The organism is Streptomyces sp. NPDC043876 (genome assembly GCF_056435825.1).
The window spans coordinates 72,251-88,717 of the sequence record NZ_JBWKDV010000017.1 but is presented as its reverse complement, the minus strand read 5'-3'; the positions used below and the strand labels follow the sequence as shown (position 1 = coordinate 88,717).

At 73.1% G+C, this 16,467-nt stretch carries 14 protein-coding genes; 9 read left to right on the top strand and 5 right to left on the bottom strand.

Features of this window, described 5'->3' with window-relative positions:
• Nucleotides 1-8 precede the first annotated feature (8 nt).
• The 3 genes from AC0693_RS35835 to AC0693_RS35825 all read right to left on the bottom strand — a co-directional run bounded on the left by AC0693_RS35835 (nucleotide 9) and on the right by AC0693_RS35825 (nucleotide 4,018).
• Nucleotides 9-572 carry a hypothetical protein gene (locus tag AC0693_RS35835; protein WP_469319089.1) on the bottom strand — a complete coding sequence of 188 codons (564 nt, stop codon included), beginning with the start codon at nucleotides 570-572 and terminating at the stop codon, nucleotides 9-11.
• Nucleotides 573-597: 25 nt separating this feature from the next.
• Nucleotides 598-2,136: a serine/threonine-protein kinase gene (locus AC0693_RS35830; RefSeq protein WP_478804181.1), complete on the bottom strand. Its 1,539-nt coding sequence runs from the start codon at nucleotides 2,134-2,136 to the stop codon at nucleotides 598-600.
• Nucleotides 2,137-2,305: 169 nt separating this feature from the next.
• The gene (locus AC0693_RS35825) at nucleotides 2,306-4,018 is read right to left on the bottom strand and encodes a bifunctional 3'-5' exonuclease/DNA polymerase (RefSeq protein WP_478804180.1); all 1,713 of its coding nucleotides are present in this window, start codon (nucleotides 4,016-4,018) and stop codon (nucleotides 2,306-2,308) included.
• Nucleotides 4,019-4,170: 152 nt separating this feature from the next.
• Between AC0693_RS35825 and AC0693_RS35820 the strand changes: the two genes are divergently transcribed.
• The 3 genes from AC0693_RS35820 to AC0693_RS35810 all read left to right on the top strand — a co-directional run bounded on the left by AC0693_RS35820 (nucleotide 4,171) and on the right by AC0693_RS35810 (nucleotide 8,006).
• On the top strand, nucleotides 4,171-5,349 hold the full coding sequence (locus AC0693_RS35820; protein WP_356406612.1) for a DUF2786 domain-containing protein: 1,179 nt from the start codon (nucleotides 4,171-4,173) through the stop codon (nucleotides 5,347-5,349).
• Nucleotides 5,350-5,595: 246 nt separating this feature from the next.
• Entirely contained in the window at nucleotides 5,596-7,668 is a 2,073-nt protein-coding gene (locus AC0693_RS35815; RefSeq protein WP_478804179.1) for an FUSC family protein, read from the top strand.
• Nucleotides 7,669-7,769: 101 nt separating this feature from the next.
• Complete coding sequence (locus AC0693_RS35810; RefSeq protein ID WP_356406618.1) at nucleotides 7,770-8,006, top strand: DUF397 domain-containing protein; 237 nt, start codon at nucleotides 7,770-7,772, stop codon at nucleotides 8,004-8,006.
• Nucleotides 8,007-8,162: 156 nt separating this feature from the next.
• Here AC0693_RS35810 and AC0693_RS35805 read toward each other — a convergent pair whose 3' ends face one another.
• Nucleotides 8,163-8,690 carry an ATP-binding protein gene (locus AC0693_RS35805; RefSeq protein ID WP_478804178.1) on the bottom strand — a complete coding sequence of 176 codons (528 nt, stop codon included), beginning with the start codon at nucleotides 8,688-8,690 and terminating at the stop codon, nucleotides 8,163-8,165.
• Between the two features lie 360 nt (nucleotides 8,691-9,050).
• On the opposite strand from AC0693_RS35805, the gene AC0693_RS35800 reads away from it, so the two are divergent.
• From AC0693_RS35800 to AC0693_RS35775, 6 genes are all read left to right on the top strand, one after another.
• Complete coding sequence (locus tag AC0693_RS35800; protein WP_330335079.1) at nucleotides 9,051-9,887, top strand: helix-turn-helix domain-containing protein; 837 nt, start codon at nucleotides 9,051-9,053, stop codon at nucleotides 9,885-9,887.
• A 71-nt stretch (nucleotides 9,888-9,958) separates the two neighbouring features.
• Complete coding sequence (locus AC0693_RS35795; RefSeq protein WP_356406624.1) at nucleotides 9,959-11,416, top strand: aldehyde dehydrogenase family protein; 1,458 nt, start codon at nucleotides 9,959-9,961, stop codon at nucleotides 11,414-11,416.
• 118 nt (nucleotides 11,417-11,534) lie between these two features.
• Entirely contained in the window at nucleotides 11,535-12,083 is a 549-nt protein-coding gene (locus tag AC0693_RS35790) for a DinB family protein (protein WP_478804177.1), read from the top strand.
• 90 nt (nucleotides 12,084-12,173) lie between these two features.
• A complete protein-coding gene (locus AC0693_RS35785; RefSeq protein WP_356406630.1) occupies nucleotides 12,174-12,896 on the top strand; it encodes a flavodoxin family protein in 723 nt (240 codons plus the stop codon).
• Nucleotides 12,897-12,991: 95 nt separating this feature from the next.
• Nucleotides 12,992-13,750, top strand: coding sequence for a MerR family transcriptional regulator (locus AC0693_RS35780; protein ID WP_478804176.1), 759 nt, complete (start codon nucleotides 12,992-12,994; stop codon nucleotides 13,748-13,750).
• Between the two features lie 166 nt (nucleotides 13,751-13,916).
• Entirely contained in the window at nucleotides 13,917-14,621 is a 705-nt protein-coding gene (locus AC0693_RS35775; protein ID WP_478804175.1) for a DedA family protein, read from the top strand.
• 90 nt (nucleotides 14,622-14,711) lie between these two features.
• Here the strand turns inward: AC0693_RS35775 and AC0693_RS35770 are convergent, their stop codons facing one another.
• Nucleotides 14,712-16,370 carry a threonine/serine exporter family protein gene (locus tag AC0693_RS35770; RefSeq protein WP_356406638.1) on the bottom strand — a complete coding sequence of 553 codons (1,659 nt, stop codon included), beginning with the start codon at nucleotides 16,368-16,370 and terminating at the stop codon, nucleotides 14,712-14,714.
• Between the last annotated feature and the right edge of the window lie 97 nt (nucleotides 16,371-16,467).

The following is a 16,467-nucleotide window of genomic DNA, read 5'->3' as shown; positions in this document are numbered from 1 at the left end:
ATCGGTCCCTACTGCTTGCGGTTGAAGGGAAAGGGGCGTCCCATGCGGACGAAGTCCACGCCCAGGGCCCAGGTCGCCGAGCGCGCGTACGCCTCCTGGAGGGTGGGCTGGCCCGAACCGGAGCGCTCGGACAGGCAGATCAGGCCGCTGTGGTAGAGGTGGAAGCCGTGCTGGTCGTGGCTGGGCAGCGACTCCAGCTCCGGTTCGATCAGGCGGACTTGGTACTCGACCCCGTCGAAGCGCGCGCACATCACGTAGCGGTGCTCGAACATGGTGGTGATCTCGTAGACCCAGCCCTCGGCGCCGGGGGCGTCCTCGTAGTAGGTGTTGGCGGGCAGTTTGGCTTCCACGACCCGGCGTTCGCGCTCCAGCCGGGCCGCGGTGGATCCGGCGGCGAAGGTGCTCTGCGGGACTCTGGAGAGCGGCGCGTCGTTCTCGCCGCCGGTACCGAGGCGGACCTTGCCCTCGCGGTCGACGTACACCTCTTGCTGACCCGCCGCCGTCTTGGACTGGCTGGCGAAGAAGCTGTCCCGGATGGCGTTCAGGTCGTACATGTCGGCCATGGTCTTCATCCCTCCCTGGTGGGTCGATGAGGTGCTACGCCCGGCTACGGGCGATCAGTTCGCGCAGCCGGACGGTCTGCGGGTGGTCCGGGCCGTACGCCGTCCAGTGGTCGGCGTACAGGGCCTCGAACTCGGCGGTCGCGCGCCGGGCCTCGCCGGCCGCGGCCAGCCAGTGGGCCTGGTCGTAGCGGATCTCCGACAGCTTGGGGTCGGTCGCGGCCAGCACCCCGGAGACGGCGGCGCGCAGTTCGAGCAAGTGCTGGGCGGCCGGGCGCGGATGGCCGGACTCGCCGATGTAGCGGGCGAGGTTGAGCGCGCACAGGATGGCCAGCTGGTCGTCCGCGCCGAGCACCTGGCGGGCCCGCGCGGCCACCGGCGCGAGCCGCTCGGCCGCGGCCGCGGGGCGGCCCGCCCGGGCCAGGGCCTGCGAGAGGTGCAGGGAGACCAGCCAGATCCCGCGGTGATCGGCGGGGAGCGAGGCACGCGCGAAGTCGAGGACGTCGCTCAGCTGCCGCACCCGCTCCTCGGGCGGGCCCTCCGGGTCCCGCTCGGTGGCTTCCAGCACGGCGTTGCAGCGGGCCTCGACCTGCCGCGCGGGGTCCGCCGGGGGCTCCGGCGGGCGGCCGGGCGGCGGCGGGGTGCCCGGGGTGACGACGACGGTGGGGGGCGGTACGACGGCCAGGCTGAGCCCGCGCAGCAGCCCGGCGACCTCGCGGGCGTCGGCGGGGCGCTCGCCGGGGTTCTTGGTGAGCAGCCGGGTGACCAGGTGGTCCACGGCCGACGGTACGTCCGGGCGCAGGGCGCGGACGGAGGGGATCGCGGCGCGGCAGTGCAGGGAGACGAGGGTGCCGTAGTCGTCGGGGGCGGTGTAGGGCTGGCGGCCGGTGAGCATCTCGAAGAGCACGCAGCCGACGGCGTAGAGGTCGGTGGCCGGGCCGATGGGCTCCTGGAGGAAGCATTCGGGGGCCATGTACTCGGGGGTGCCGACGAGTTGGGCGTAGCCCGTGACGCCGGCGGCGTAACCGAGGGCGCCGAAGGCGGTGTACGAGCGGGCGATGCCGAAGTCGAGGAGGAGCAGGCCGCTGTGGCCCGGGTCCGTCCCGCCCGCCATGGCCGCCCCGCCCGTGCTGGCCGCCCCGCCCGTGCTGCCCGCCCCGCCCGTGCCGCCCGCCGTGGCGGGCGCGGGCGTTCCGGCGCCGCGGATCATGATGTTGCTCGGCTTGATGTCGCGGTGGACGAGGTCCCGGGCGTGGACCGGGACGAGCGCCTCGCACAGTTCGGCGGCCCACCGCAGGGCCTGGTCCACCGCCTGCCGGTGACCCCGGGGGACCACGGCGCGCAGGGTCCGCCCCTCGACGTACTGGGTGATCAGGTAGAGGTGCCAGGAGCCGTCGATCCGGGCCTCGTCCACGTCGTGCACCCGGACGATCCGGGGGTCGTCGATGGCGGCCAGGATCTTCGCCTCGCGCAGGAAGCGGAGGGCGGGGTGCGTGCCCCGGTCCGCGACCCGCAGGAATTTGGCCACGACCGTTCGGTCGAGCCGCTGGTCGTGCGCTTTCCAGACCTCCGCCATGCCTCCTTGGAAACGCTCCAGCAGTGCGTAACGGTCCAGCACAAGGCGCCGCACGGGCGATGGGCCCGCCCCCCGAAAACCCGACATGACCCAAGGGTGGCACTCACCCGGTCATCGGTTCAGCGTATTTCTGAAACATCTCTGAACCTCGGGTGGCTCTTTTACGTCGCTACTTCGCGTCGGCGTAGCACTCCACGACCGCCGTGGTGAAGGGGAACCGGACCGGGGTCTCCCCGAAGGCGATCCGGCCGGCCCGGTCGCCGGCCTCGCGGATGGCCTGCGCCACCGTCTCCGCCTCTTGCGCGGGGCAGTGCACGATCACCTCGTCGTGCTGGAAGAACACCAGCTCGGCGCGGAGGTCGGCGGTGGCCTGGCGCAGGGCCGCCAGCATCAGCAGGGCCCAGTCGGCGGCGCTGCCCTGGACCACGAAGTTGCGCGTGAACCGGCCGCGGGCCCGGGAGTCGGAGGAGGCGTAGCCGGGGGTGAACCCGCCGGCCGGGCCGGGGGCGCCGCCGTCCGCCGCGTACGGGCCTCCCGTCTCCGCGGTCTCCTGGGGGAGGCCGGCCTCCTCCTGGGCGGCGGCCCCGGCCGCGGGCGGGCAGGTGCGGCCCAGCCAGGTGCGGACCAGCCGGCCCTCCTCGCCCGCGCGGGCGGCGTCGTCGACGTAGGCCACGGCGCGCGGGAAGCGGCGGCGCAGGGCGGCGAGGTTCTTGAGGCCGTCGCCGGAGGTCTGCCCGTACACCGCGCCGAGGACGGCGATCTTGGCCATGTCGCGGTCGCCGGAGAAGCCCTGGCGGGAGATCGAGGTGTAGAGGTCCTCGGGGCGGCCGGCCACCTCCATCAGGCCCGGGTCGCGGGAGATCGCGGCCAGCACCCGGGGCTCCATCTGGTCGGCGTCCGCCACGACGAGCCGCCAGCCGGGGTCGGCGACGACCGCCCGGCGGATCACCTTCGGGATCTGCAGGGCGCCACCGCCGTTGGTGACCCAGCGGCCGGTGACGGTGCCGCCCGGGACGTACTCGGGGTGGAAGCGGCCGTCGTGCACCCAGTCCTGGAGCCAGCCCCAGCCGTGGGCGGTGTAGATGCGGTACAGCTTCTTGTACTCCAGCAGCGGGGCGACGGCGGGGTGGTCGATGTCCCGGATCTCCCAGCGGCGGGTGGACCTCAGCTTGATCCCGGCGCGGGCGAAGGCCTTGATGACCTCGGCCGGCAGGTCGGGGCGGACCGGGTGGCCGAAGGCGGCGGAGATCTGCTCGGCCAGCTCGGCGAGGCGGCGCGGGGCGCCCCCGCCGCCGTAGCGCTCGCCGAGGAGGTCGGTGAGCAGCGCCCGGTGCACGTCCGCCCGCCAGGGCAGGCCCGCCCGGTTCATCTCCGCGGCGACGAGGAAGCCGGCGGACTCGGCGGTGGTGAGCAGGTGCATGCGGTCGGGGTGGGCGGTGGCGCCGTGGCGGCGCATCTGGTCGGCGTAGACCGCGAGCAGGGCGTCGAGGGGGAGCGGGGCCGGGCGGGGGTCGAAGAGGGAGGACTGGCTGCCGGGGGCCGCGCTGCGCTGCGGGGGGTCCGGGGGGACGGGGTTGTGCGTGAGGCGGGCCCAGGCGGCGGCCGCGGAACGGGGTTCGCCGAGGCGGCCCTCGTGGCCGAGGAGCAGGAGTTCCGCGTCCTCGATGTCGTAGCAGCGGGTGACGCGGGTGCCGGAGGCGAGCAGGCGGGGGTAGACGGCCTGGGTGGAGCGCCAGATCCAGCGGGTGCCGGGCGGGGCGGCCCGGATCGCCTCCTCCGGGGTGGCCGCGGTGGTGCGGGGGCCTTGGCCGTGCGCCGGGGTGGCTTCCCAGCGGGCGTCCGGGGTCTCGGCCAACACCCACCGGGTGGGGTGGTCGCTCATCGTCCGAGTGTTCCACCGGGGTCTGACAGTGCGGTGGTGTCGGGGGCCCGGGGGCGTGTCGGGGGATGGCGTGCGCGGAGTGGGCGCCGGGGGGACCGGTCGGCGCAAGGGCGGGCCGGGGGCGCTCGCGGGGGGCGTGCCAAGCTGTCGGGGTGAAAGATGTTGTCGACCGTGCCTTCGCCGCCGCCCTCTACGCCCAGGACGACACCGGGCTCGACACCGGCGCGTCGCTGCTCGCCGCCGGGCCGTGGGGCGAGGTGGGGCGGGAGCTGCTGGCGCGCGGCGAGGGGTTCGTGCGCCAGGCCTGGGAGCGCGGCTGGCAGCCCGCGGACGTGGTGCGGCTGGTGCGCCGGGATCTGGACGAGCGGCACGTGCGCCTGGTCGGGGACCTGATCGCCGGGGAGGCGCGGCGGTACGCGCGGCTGCCCGCGCGGTGGGGTGCCGGGGAGGTGTGGTGGGGCCCGGACTCGGCGTACGCGGAGTCGGTGGCGGCGCGGGAGAAGTGCGACCGGTTCTCGCTGGCCACCGCGGTGCTGGAGGTGCTGCGGGTGCTGGTCCGGCTGCCGTCGATCGAACCGGTCGGCCCGCTGCCCGGGGATCCGGCGGGGGAGCTGGCGCAGGCCGGGCACATGGAACCGCGGATGCTGGGGCGGATCCGGGCGCTGCTGGCCAAGGCCGAGGCGACGACCTTCCCCGAGGAGGCGGAGGCGCTCAGCGCGAAGGCGCAGGAGCTGATGGCCCGGCACACCGTCGACGAGGCGCTGCTCGCGGTGCGCGAGGGAGGCTCCGGGCAGGTGCCGGGGGCCTGCCGGATCGGGGTGGAGCCGCCGTACGAGGAGGCCAAGGCGGTGCTGCTGGACGCGGTGGCGCGGGCCAACCGGTGCCAGGCGGTGTGGAACGCGGCCTTCGAGTTCTCGACGGTGGTGGGCTTCGAGGGCGACCTGGAGTCCGTGGACCTGCTGTACACCTCGCTGCTCGTGCAGGGGACGGCGGCGATGACGCGCGCCGAGGCCGGGCAGCGGGCGGGCGGGCGCAAGCGGACCAAGACGTTCCGGCAGTCGTTCCTGCTGGCCTATGCGAGCCGGCTGGGCCAGCGCCTGGCGGAGACGGCCGAGCACACGGCCGCCGAGACGCCGGACCTGCTGCCCGCGCTGGTCGCGCGGGACGTGGCCGTCGGGGCCCGGGCCGAGGAGATGTTCCCCAAGACGACCACGACCCGGCTGCGCGGGGCCACCGACCTCGCGGGCTGGACCGACGGCACCGAGGCCGCCGACCGGGCGAACGTCGGCGCGGCGCAGGGCCGCCCGGACCGCCAGGCGCTGCGGAAGTAGCCCCGCTCCCGGCCGCGGGCTTCCGCCCCGCCCCCGGCCGCGGGCTTCCGCCCCGCCCCCGGCCGCGGGCTTCCGCTCCGGGCGCGGTCCGGCTTCCCGCGCCGGCCGGCCCCGGACCGGCCCGGCACCGGTCCAGGGCAGCCCCGCCGGCCGCCCGCCGCACGAATCCACCGGCCCTGACCGCACGAGTCCACCGGCCGTGTCCGTACAAATCCGCGGAAAAGCCGGACCCGCTACGCTCCCCCCATGAGCTGGCTCCGGGCCCTGAAGGACACCGCCCGATCGGGACTGACGGTCGAGCGGACCCGGCTGGAGCCGCTCATCGCCGTGCGCGCGGGCGTCGGACTCGCCCTCGTCATCGGCTTCGGGCTGGCCTTCCTGGGCCCCGGCGCGGCCGCCAGTTCCGCCTTCGGCGCCTTCATGGCGGCCATCGCCACCTTCCAGCGCAGCTGGCGCCCCCGCCCGGTGCTCGCGCTCGCCTCCGGACTGACCCTCGCCGTCAGCACCTTCGTCGGCTACCTCGTCGGCTCCTCCGACACCCTGGCCTTCCTCGCGCTGCTCGCCGCCTGGACCTTCGCCTCCGGGATGCTCTGGGCGGCCGGCCCGACCGCGGGGGTGATCGCCTCGGGGAACGTGGCGATCATGCTGGTGACGGTCACCCTGCCGACCTCCGTCGCGCAGGCCGCCGGGCACGCCGCGATGATCGCCGCGGGCGGGGTGGTGCAGGCGCTGCTGATCGTGCTCTTCCCCGTCCGCCGCTGGGGCGCCCAGCGCGACGCCCTCGCCGACGCGCTGGCCGCCGAGGCCGATTACGCCCGGCGGCTGCGCCAGGATCCGGTCGCGCCCTTCGACCCCGCTCCGCTGATGACGGCCCGGGCCGCCGCGCTCGTCACCCGCCGCCAGGCCCGCAGCCGGCCCGCCGAACTGCACGGCGCGCGGGGGCTCGCCGAGCGGATCCGGCCCGTGCTGGCCTCGCTCGCCGACCCGGCCGTGGGGGCTCCGGCCGAGGGGCCCGCGCGGGGGCGGGTGCGGGAGCTGCTCGCCGCCGCCGGGTCCGTGCTGGACGCCGCCGCGCACGCCATCCGGCACGGGGAGCCCGTACGCCTGCCCGCGCCGGCCCTCTCCGTGCTCAAGGCACCGGACACGCCCGACCTGCTCGACGGGGCGGCGCTGCGGGCCGCGCGCCGGCTGGCGGCGCTGCTGGAGGACGTGCTGGAGACCGCCGAGCCGGGATCCGGGCGGACCGCCGACCCCGCGGAATCGATGCTGCGGCCCACCCTGCCCGGGCTGGTCCCGCTGGTCGCCAAGGCGGTACGGGCGGACCTGCGGCCCGGATCGCCCGTACTGCGCCACGCGCTGCGCGTCACCGCCGTCGCCTCCGCGGGCTACCTGATCGGGCACGCGCTGCCCTTCGGGCACCCCTACTGGGCGCCGATGGCCGCCGTCATGGTGATGCGGCCCGACTTCAGCCAGACCTACGAGCGCGCCGTCGCCCGCTTCGGCGGCACCCTCGTCGGGGTCGCCGTCGCCACCGGCGTCGTCCGGCTCGCCCAGCCGGGCATGTACCTCTCCGGCCTGCTCGCCGTGGTCAGCGCCTGCCTCATGTACGTCCTGATGCGCACGGGGTACGCCGTCGCCCAACTCTTCGTGTCGGCGTACGTCGTCTTCCTGCTCGGCATGGGCGGGGTGCGCTGGGACCAGACCGTCCCCGACCGGGTCGCCCTCACCCTCGTCGGCGGGCTCCTCGCGATGATCGGTTACGCGCTCTACCCGGCCTGGGAGACCCCGCGGCTGCGCACCCGGCTCGCCGACTGGGTCGCGGCCGCGGGGCGGTACGCGGCGGCGGTGTTCGACCAGTACGCCGACCCGGCCGGGGCCCGGCGGGCCGATGTGCGGGAGGCGCTGCTGGCTGCCCGGGACGCCCGGATCGCCTGGCAGGAGGCGGTCGCCCGGGCCGCCGGGGAGCCCGTACGGCACCGGGGGATCTCCCGGTCGGCCGCCGAGGAGGCGGCCGAGGCGCTGGCCGCGCTGGGCCGCCGGGCGATGCTCCTGGAGGCGCACCTGCCCGACCGCGACCGGGCCCCGGCGCCCGGCGCGGCGGCGCTGGCCGAGGCCCTGCGGACGGCGACCGGGGAGGGCGCCCGGGAGGTGCGGGAGCGGCGGGTCCCGCGGTGGGAGGCGGTCCGCGCGGTCCTGGACGCGCCGGACGGCCCGGACGCGCCCGCGCCGGGGGCGTTGCGCGGTACCGCCGAGCTGCTGCTGGAGTCGCTGGAAGAGGTCTCGGCGGCGCTCGGGGGAAAACCGGCCCCCCGGCTGTGATCGGAGGACCACGCCGCGTGCACGTGCATCTGCCCATGCAGCGGTTCTTGAACACAGCTATGATCCGGTGCAGTTGACATCTGCACTATCGGGGGCTTCCTGTGGACCACGCGTACAACGGGATGGCGGCCGCAGAGCTCGACGGGGTGATGTGGCAGAAGAGCAGGCACAGCAACTCGCAGGGTTCTTGCGTGGAATTCGCCAAACTGCCGGGGGGCGACGTGGCGGTGCGGAACTCGCGTCACCCGGACGGCCCCGCGCTCGTCTACACGCCGGCGGAGATAGAGGCGCTCCTGCTGGGCGTCAAGGACGGGGAGTTCGACCACCTCATCGCCTGACGGCACCGGGTCGGCCCACGAGGGGCGGACGAGGGGCACAGGGGTATTGATCAAGCCGTGCACGTGCACTGGCCGGGAACGATCGCAGTGATCGTTCCCGGCCAGTGTCGTGTCCGTCGGCCACCCGCGTCCGCTGGGCGCACGGGTGGCGGCGGGTCAGTCCTGGAGCATGAACAGGGCCCAGACCACTTTCCCGCTGAGCCGTCCCGCGAGCGGGTGCCAGCCCCAGCTGTCGCTGTAGGAGTCCACGAGGAACAGTCCGCGCCCGGATTCGGCGTCGAAGTTCTCCTCCGTCCGCTCCGGTGAGAAACAGCCCCCCGGCCGGTCCTCGCTCGGGTCGCGCACCGCGCACACCAGCCGGGTGCTCCACCGCATCAAGTGCAGCCGCACCGGCGGATCCTGCTCGGCGCGGGCCTCGCGGCAGCCCTGGAACCCGTGCGAATCCTCGGGCAGGGCGTGCCGCAGCGCGTTGGTGACGAGTTCGGAGACCACCAGGGAGACGTCGTCGAACCGGTCGTCGAGTCCCCACTGGGCGAGCGTCGAGCGGGTGAACGAACGGGCCCCCCGCACCGCCTCGTACCGGGCGGGCAGAGCGCAGGAGGCGGACCCGGAGACAGCCGTGGGATCGACCGGGGGCAGCCCCTGCCGTAACGGCTCTAGCACGGTCGATCCATTCGTCCCCATGCGAGGCACTCCCGGGATTCGCGGCCGGGCGGTATCCCTGGCCAGAAAGAACTGCGGGGTGGGTCTCGCGCCGGCGCGAAGAGCACGCAGGTGCGCGGGGACCATGCTTCCGAATGCGGATGTCAGATGCAAGGGCAGATGCACGTGCACGCGCCGGACCTGTCCGGTCCCGTCATGGTTCTTGCTCATTTCTTCCTACGCATCCTTACGGACTTCTTTTCCGGGGCGCAGGATTCCGTTACAGAACGACTACGGACCGATGCGTTTTGGTGGCAGACTGCGGCCCTTGGGGTTCGGGGGCCCCGCGCAGCCAAGGCGAAGGGGAGGGCAGGACTGGTGACCGCAGAAGCCAGCGGTTCCGTGGTGCGCCGCATTCTCCTGGGCTCGCAGCTCAGGCGGCTCCGAGAATCCCGTGGGATCACCCGTGAGGCGGCCGGCTACTCGATCCGCGCGTCCGAGTCGAAGATCAGCCGCTTGGAGTTGGGAAGGGTGAGCTTCAAGGCCAGGGACGTCGAGGACCTCCTCACGCTCTACGGAGTCATGGACGGAACCGAGCGCGAGTCGCTCCTCGGGCTCGTCCGCGAGGCCAACGCGGCGGGCTGGTGGCACAGTTACGGCGACGTCCTGCCCGGGTGGTTCCAGACCTACATCGGGCTGGAGGGCGCCGCGTCCCTCATCCGCATCTACGAGGTCCAGTTCGTCCACGGCCTGCTCCAGACCGAGGCGTACGCCCACGCGGTCGTCAGCCGGGGCATGCCCACGGCCACCGCCGCCGAGATCGACCGGCGGGTCGCGCTGCGCCTGGAACGGCAGAAGGTCCTCGTCTCCGAGAACGCCCCCGTCTTCCACGCCGTCCTCGACGAGGCGGCCCTGCGCCGCCCGTACGGCGACCGGGACGTCATGCGCGGCCAGTTGGAGCACCTCATCGAGATCTCCCAGCGGCCCAACGTCCAGCTCCAGGTCATGCCCTTCTCCTTCGGCGGGCACGCGGGCGAGAGCGGCGCGTTCACGCTGCTGCGCTTCCCCGAGTCCGACCTCCAGGACATCGTCTATCTGGAACAGCTCACCAGCGCCCTCTACCTGGACAAGGACGAGGAAGTGGGGCAGTACAGCCGGGCCATGGAACGGCTCCAGGGCGACTGCCCGGACCCGCGCCAGACCCGGGACCTTCTCCGCGGCCTGCTCCAACTGTCTTGAATCGCACGTACTATGACGACTGATCAGTCTCCGGTGCAGCGCAAGGGTGCGCGCTCGCAGTAAGGGATGGCATGTCCATATTCAGCGACGTGGCCCACCAGTACATCGACGGCGAATGGCTGGCCGGTACGGGCTCGTGGGACATCATCGACGTGAACCCCTACAACGGGGAGAAGCTCGCGGCCATCACGGTGGCCACCGTCGAGCAGGTCGACCGTGCCTACCGGGCCGCCGAGCGCGCGCAGGCCGAATGGGCCGCCACCAGCCCGTACGCCAGACGCGCCGTCCTGGAGCGCGCCCTGCGGATCACCGAGGAACGCGAGCCCGAGATCGTCGAGGCGATGATCGACGAGCTGGGCGGCACCCGGCCCAAGGCCGAGTACGAGATCCACCTGGCCAAGGAGTTCATCCGGGAGGCGGTCCAGCTCTCCGTCCGCCCCGAGGGCCGCATCCTGCCCTCGCCGGTGGCGGGCAAGGAGAACAGGGTCCACCGGCTGCCCGTCGGCGTGGTCGCCGTGATCAGCCCCTTCAACTTCCCCTTCCTGGTCACCATGAAGTCGGTCGCGCCCGCCCTGGCGCTCGGCAACGCCGTGGTCATCAAGCCGAACCAGAACGCGCCGGTCGTCGGCGGCGGGGTGATCGCGAAGATCTTCGAGGAGGCGGGCCTGCCGGCCGGGCTGCTGAACGTCCTCGTCACCGACATCGCCGAAATAGGGGACGCCCTCCTCACCCACCCGGTGCCCAAGGTGATCTCCTTCGCCGGTTCCGACCGGGTCGGCCGGCACGTCGGCGCCGTCGCGGCCCGCCACTTCAAGCGGACCGTCCTGGAACTGAGCGGCAACAGCGCGCTGGTCGTCCTGGACGACGCCGACCTGGACTACGCGGTGGACGCGGCCGTCTTCAGCCGCTTCGTCTACCAGGGCCAGGTCTGCATGGCCGCGAACCGGATCCTCGTGGACCGCTCCGTCGCCGAGGAGTTCACCGCGAAGTTCACCGCGAAGGTGCGCTCGCTCAAGACCGGCGACCCGCACGACCCCGAGACGCACATCGGCCCGCTGATCAACTCCTTCCAGGCCGACGCGCTCACCGCGCTGGTCGACCGGGCCATCGCCTCGGGCGCCCGGGCGCTCGTCCGCGGGTCTACGCGCGGCAACCTGGTCGAACCGACGGTCCTGGCCGATCTGCCCGAGGACTCCCCGCTTCTGGGCCAGGAGATCTTCGGTCCGGTGGCCCTGCTGGTCGTCTTCGACGGCGAGGACGAGGGCGTACGGCTGGCCAACGCGACCCCGTACGGCCTCAGCGGCGCCGTCCACACCCGGGACATCGAGCGCGGCGTGCGCTTCGCCCAGCGGATCGAGACCGGGATGATCCACGTGAACGACTCCACCATCGGGGACGAGCCGCTGGCGGCGTTCGGCGGCGAGAAGGCCTCCGGACTGGGCCGGCTCAACGGCGAGGCGACGGTGGAGGCCTTCACCACCCAGAAGTGGATCTCGGTCCAGCACGGACGGACCCGCTTCCCGTTCTGATGTCCTCCGGGCGGGTCAATTAGGACAGTATCTGGCCTCGTTGGTCCGTAGGTTGTCTCTTGTCGGAGACGGCGCGCACCGCGCCGGACACGCACGAGACACGAGGCGGTCGGTCAGCATGGTCACTCACGTTCCCGCGGAAGCGCACGGCGACGAGCGCGGTGCGCTCCTGTCCTTCATCGAGGCGCAGCGCGGCGGCCTGCGGCGCTCGGTCCTCGGCCTCACCGAGGAGCAGGCCGCGAGCCGCCCCAGCGCCAGCGAGCTCTCCCTGTCCGGGCTGCTCAAGCACGTGGCGGAGACGGAGCTGAGCTGGCTGCGCATGGCCCAGCAGCGGCCGAACGAGAAGCAGCGCAACCGCGACACCTGGCCGGACAGCTTCCGGCTGGTCGACGGCGAATCGGTCGGCGCCGTCCTGGGGTTCTGGGACGGGGTGGTGGCCGAACTGGAGAAGTTCGTCCGCGACCTGCCGAGCCTGGACGACACCTTCCCGCTGCCGTCGGAGCCGTGGTTCCCGAAGGAGGGCCGCGTCTCGATGCGCTGGCTGCTCCTGCACCTGATCGAGGAGCACGCCCGGCACGCGGGCCACGCGGACGTCATCCGCGAGTCCCTCGACGGCAAGACGGCCTTCGAGCTGGTCGCGCAGGCGTCGGGGCAGTCCTGGGGCTGAGGCAGGTCCGCAGGCCCCGCGGCGGGCGCCGGTGAGCCCGTACGGGCCACCGCGCTCGCGCGGCGCCGGGCCGCCGGTCAGGCTGGGAGCGTGCCGACCCATGCGCAGGACCACCGCGACCTGAAGCTGCGTGCCGTCTACGTCAACTGCACGCTCAAACGCTCGCCCGAGGTCAGCAACACCGACGGCCTGATCGACAGGAGCCGCGCGGTGATGGAGGCGGGCGGCGTCACCACCGAGCTGATCCGCGCCGTCGACCGCGACATCGCCACCGGCGTCTGGCCGGACATGACCGAGCACGGCTGGGAGAGCGACGACTGGCCGGTCCTGTACTCGCAGATCATGGCCGCGGACATCCTCGTCCTGGCCGGCCCGATCTGGCTCGGCGACAACAGCTCCGTCATGAAGCGGGTCATCGAGCGGCTCTACGCCTGCTCCTCGCTGCTGAACGAGCAGGGCCAGTACGCCTACTACGGCCGGGTCGGCGGCTGCCTGATCACCGGCAACGAGGACGGCGTCAAGCACTGCGCGATGAACGTCCTCTACAGCCTCCAGCACCTGGGCTACACGGTCCCCCCGCAGGCGGACGCGGGCTGGATCGGCGAGGCCGGCCCCGGGCCCTCCTACCTGGACCCGGGCTCCGGCGGCCCGGAGAACGACTTCACCAACCGCAACACCACCTTCATGTCCTGGAACCTGATCCACCTGGCCGCCCTGCTGCGCCGCTCCGGCGGGATCCCGGCGCACGGCAACCAGCGCTCCGAGTGGGACGCGGGCTGCCGCTTCGACTTCCCCAACCCCGAGCACCGCTGAGCGGGCGCCCGCGCCGCGACCGGGCCGCGCTTGCACCTCACGTGACGTGAGGCAGCACAGTGGAGCGCGTACCGAGAAGAGAAGGAGCGGAGGCGATGGGCTACTCCGTGGGACAGGTCGCCGGTTTCGCCCGCGTGACGGTGCGCACCCTGCACCACTACGACGAGATCGGGCTGCTCCGACCGAGCGGCCGCAGCGGCGCGGGCCACCGGCGCTACGACGACGGGGACCTCGACCGGCTGCAGCGGATCCTGTTCTACCGGGAGCTGGGCTTTCCGCTCGACGAGGTGGCGGCCCTGCTGGACGATCCGGCGACCGATCCGCAGGAGCACCTGCGCAGGCAGCACGCGCTGCTCTCGGAGCGGATCGGCACGCTCCAGCGGATGGCCGCCGCCGTGGAGCGCGCGATGGAGGCACGCACGATGAGCATCAGACTGACCCCCGAGGAGAAGTTCGAGGTCTTCGGGGACTTCGACCCCGACGAGCACGCGGCGGAGGCCGAGGAGCGCTGGGGCGGTTCGCAGGCGTACCAGGAGTCCGCCCGCCGGTCCGCGGCCTACACGAAGGAGGACTGGAAGCGGATCACGGCCGAGGCCGAGGACATCTCGCGGCGCCTGGTCGCGCTGCTGGACTCGGGCGCGCCGGCGGATTCCGCGCCCGCCATGGACCTGGCCGAGGAGCACCGCGGCTGGATGAACCGGAACCACTACACCTGCTCGTACGAGATGCACGTCTGCCTCGGCGAGATGTACGTGGCGGACGAGCGGTTCGCGGCGTACTACGACGGCATGCGCCCGGGGCTGGCGGTGTTCGTGCGCGACGCGATCATGGCGAACGCGGTGCGCGGGGTGTAGGGCGCACGCAGGGGCGCGGGACGCGGCAGGCGGTGCGCGCCGTGGTCCCCCCGGGTACCTGGAACCTGGTGGGGGCCGCGTGCGTTCATACTTGAAACCACTGCCATGTGCTCCGGCCCGGCGCAGGAACTGCCCGAAATCCCCCGATCCAGGAGACTCCGGACTCGTGAACATGCTCGCACTCGGCCCTGAGTGGATTTCTCCGGAGTATCTGATCGGGCAGTTCGGCCTGATCGGCATCCTGGTCATCGTCTTCGCGGAATCGGGTCTCTTCGCCTTCCTGCCCGGCGACTCGCTGCTCTTCACGGCGGGCCTGTTCGTCGCGAGCGGCACCATCAAGCAGCCGCTGTGGCTGGTGTGCACCCTGATCGCGGCCGCCGCGATCATCGGCGACCAGGTCGGTTACATGATCGGCAAGGTCTTCGGGCCGAAGCTCTTCAACAAGCCGAACTCGCGGCTCTTCAAGCGCGAGAACCTCGACGCGGCGCACGACTTCATGGAGAAGCACGGCCCCAAGGCCATCGTGCTCGCCCGCTTCGTCCCGATCATCCGCACCTTCGCGCCGATGGTCGCGGGCGCGACCGCGATGAAGTACCGGACGTTCCTGCTGTTCAACATCATCGGCGGCGTGCTGTGGGGCGCGGGCGTCACGGTCCTCGGCTACCAGCTGGGCCAGTTCTCGTTCATCAAGGACAACGTCGAGCCGATCTTCATCGGCATCGTGCTGATCTCGGTCATCCCGGTGATCTTCGAGGTGCTCAAGGGCCGCAAGGAGAAGAAGGCGAAGGCCGGGGAGGCCGCCGAGCGCGGCGCCGGCCAGGACGGGCTCCCGCCCGTACAGGGCCAGCGCGGGCGCCACGCCAAGCGCTGAGCGCCGTACGGGCCCGCGCGCGCCCCGGGAGCACCTGGTGCCCCGGGGCGTTCGCACGTCCCGAGGCGGGCGGTGCGGGCGGGCGGCGGGTCAGAAGCCGCGGGTCCGCTTGGCCGCGCGGCGCTTGGCCGCGCTCGCCGAGCCGGGGATCCGCATGAACAGCCGCGAGGCCTCCGAGCCCAGGTTGACCCCGATGGCGATGGCGAAGGCGATCGCGGCGGCGTTGGTCAGCGAGGCGAAGCCCATGTTGAGGCGGTTCTCGGCGATCAGGAGCAGCCCGTAGTACGTCGCCGAGCCCGGCAGCAGCGGCCCGATGGCCGCGGTGACGTACGGCAGCGCCGAGGCGAAGCGGTAGCGGGAGAAGAGCTGCCCGAACAGGCCCACCAGCCCGGCCGCGATCGCGGTGGAGGGCACGGGCGGGATCCCGCCCGCGAAGTGCAGGGCGCCGTAGGTCACCCAGGCGACCCCGCCGTTCAGGGTCACGATCAGCACGGTGGAGCGCTCCTGCTGGAGCAGGATCGCGAAGGTGAAGACCAGCACCATCGAGGCCACGATCTGGATGACCGGCCGCTGGCTGATCTGGAGGGCCTCCTCCGGATTGGGCTCCGCGCCCCACTGGAGGCCGATGTAGATCACCACCAGCACGCCCATGATGATCCCGATGAAGAGGTACATGACCTCCAGGAGCCGGGCCGAGGCGGTGATGTAGTAACCGGTCAGGCCGTCCTGCACGGCGGCGACCAGGGCCCGCCCGGGCAGCAGCGCGAAGAGCCCGCCGGTGATCACGGCCGAGGCGCGCACGTCGATCTGGGCGAGCTTGAGGGCCACTCCGAGCGCGGCGGGCGGCATCCCGGCCACCACGAACTGGTAGAACTCCGGCAGCCCGCGCCCGGCGCACAGCCAGGCGAGCCGGTCGCCGAGGACGGCGCCGATCGCGGCCGCGAAGAACACCACGACGCCGCCGCCGACGAGCGTGGAGGCGGCCCCGGCGAGCAGTCCGGCGGCCAGGGTGAGCACCCAGCCGGGGTACGGGTGGCGGTTGCGCCGGATCTCGGCGAGGCGCCGGTAGGCCTCCTCCAGGGAGACCTCCTGCTCGTGCGCCGCGCTGATGTCGTCGACGAGCCGGTAGACGGCCGCCAGACGGGTGTAGTCGGTGCCCCGGCGGCGTACGGTCCGGCTCGCCGAGACGGGGTGCTCCACCAGCGAGGGCTGGTGGGTGATCGAGAGCATGGTGAAGGTGACGGTCGGCTCGCAGCGGTCGAGGCCGTAGGAGCGGGCCACGGCGAACATCGCCGCCTCGACGTCCTCGGCGCCCTCGCCGCCCGCGAGCAGCAGCTCGCCGATGCGCAGGGTGAGGTCGAGCACGCGGCCCACCGCGGGCCCGGTGTCCTCGCTCAGGCGCTGCACGGCCTCGGGGACGGGCCGGTCGCCCACGGGCATGCGCAGCATCGTGCGCATCCGGTCCTGCCAGGGGGATTCCTTCATCCGGGAGACCGGATACCCCTGGCCGGGGGTGTAGGCGGGCGGGGAGTGCCGGCCGCTGTAGGTGGCGGGCAGGGCGAAGGCGGAGCCCTCCGGTTCGGCCGGCACGGCCGCGGTGCCCGCGGGGGCGGCGAACTCCGAGGTCGGCTGCTCGTCCTCGAACACGCCGGGGTCGGCCACCCCCGTGGGCTGGCTGAAGGCGCTGCGCGCCTCGTCCGAGGCGGGCTTGCGCCGGTCGCGGTCCTCTGCATCGGCCTCTGCCGCCACGCGTGCTCCTGTGTCCCTGGGCCGGATTCCGAACCGGTGATCCAATTATGCGGAATCGTTTCGTCCGTGGCGGCCCGGGATACGCCGACGGGCGGAC

Bases quoted from the DNA above. Each gene is read 5' to 3' on its own strand.
- AC0693_RS35835 (WP_469319089.1), bottom strand. From the start codon at position 572: ATGAAGACCATGGCCGACATGTACGACCTGAACGCCATCCGGGACAGC.
- AC0693_RS35830 (WP_478804181.1), bottom strand. From the start codon at position 2,136: ATGGCGGAGGTCTGGAAAGCGCACGACCAGCGGCTCGACCGAACGGTC.
- AC0693_RS35825 (WP_478804180.1), bottom strand. From the start codon at position 4,018: ATGAGCGACCACCCCACCCGGTGGGTGTTGGCCGAGACCCCGGACGCC.
- AC0693_RS35815 (WP_478804179.1), top strand. From the start codon at position 5,596: ATGAGCTGGCTCCGGGCCCTGAAGGACACCGCCCGATCGGGACTGACG.
- AC0693_RS35805 (WP_478804178.1), bottom strand. From the start codon at position 8,690: ATGGGGACGAATGGATCGACCGTGCTAGAGCCGTTACGGCAGGGGCTG.
- AC0693_RS35795 (WP_356406624.1), top strand. From the start codon at position 9,959: ATGTCCATATTCAGCGACGTGGCCCACCAGTACATCGACGGCGAATGG.
- AC0693_RS35790 (WP_478804177.1), top strand. From the start codon at position 11,535: ATGGTCACTCACGTTCCCGCGGAAGCGCACGGCGACGAGCGCGGTGCG.
- AC0693_RS35780 (WP_478804176.1), top strand. From the start codon at position 12,992: ATGGGCTACTCCGTGGGACAGGTCGCCGGTTTCGCCCGCGTGACGGTG.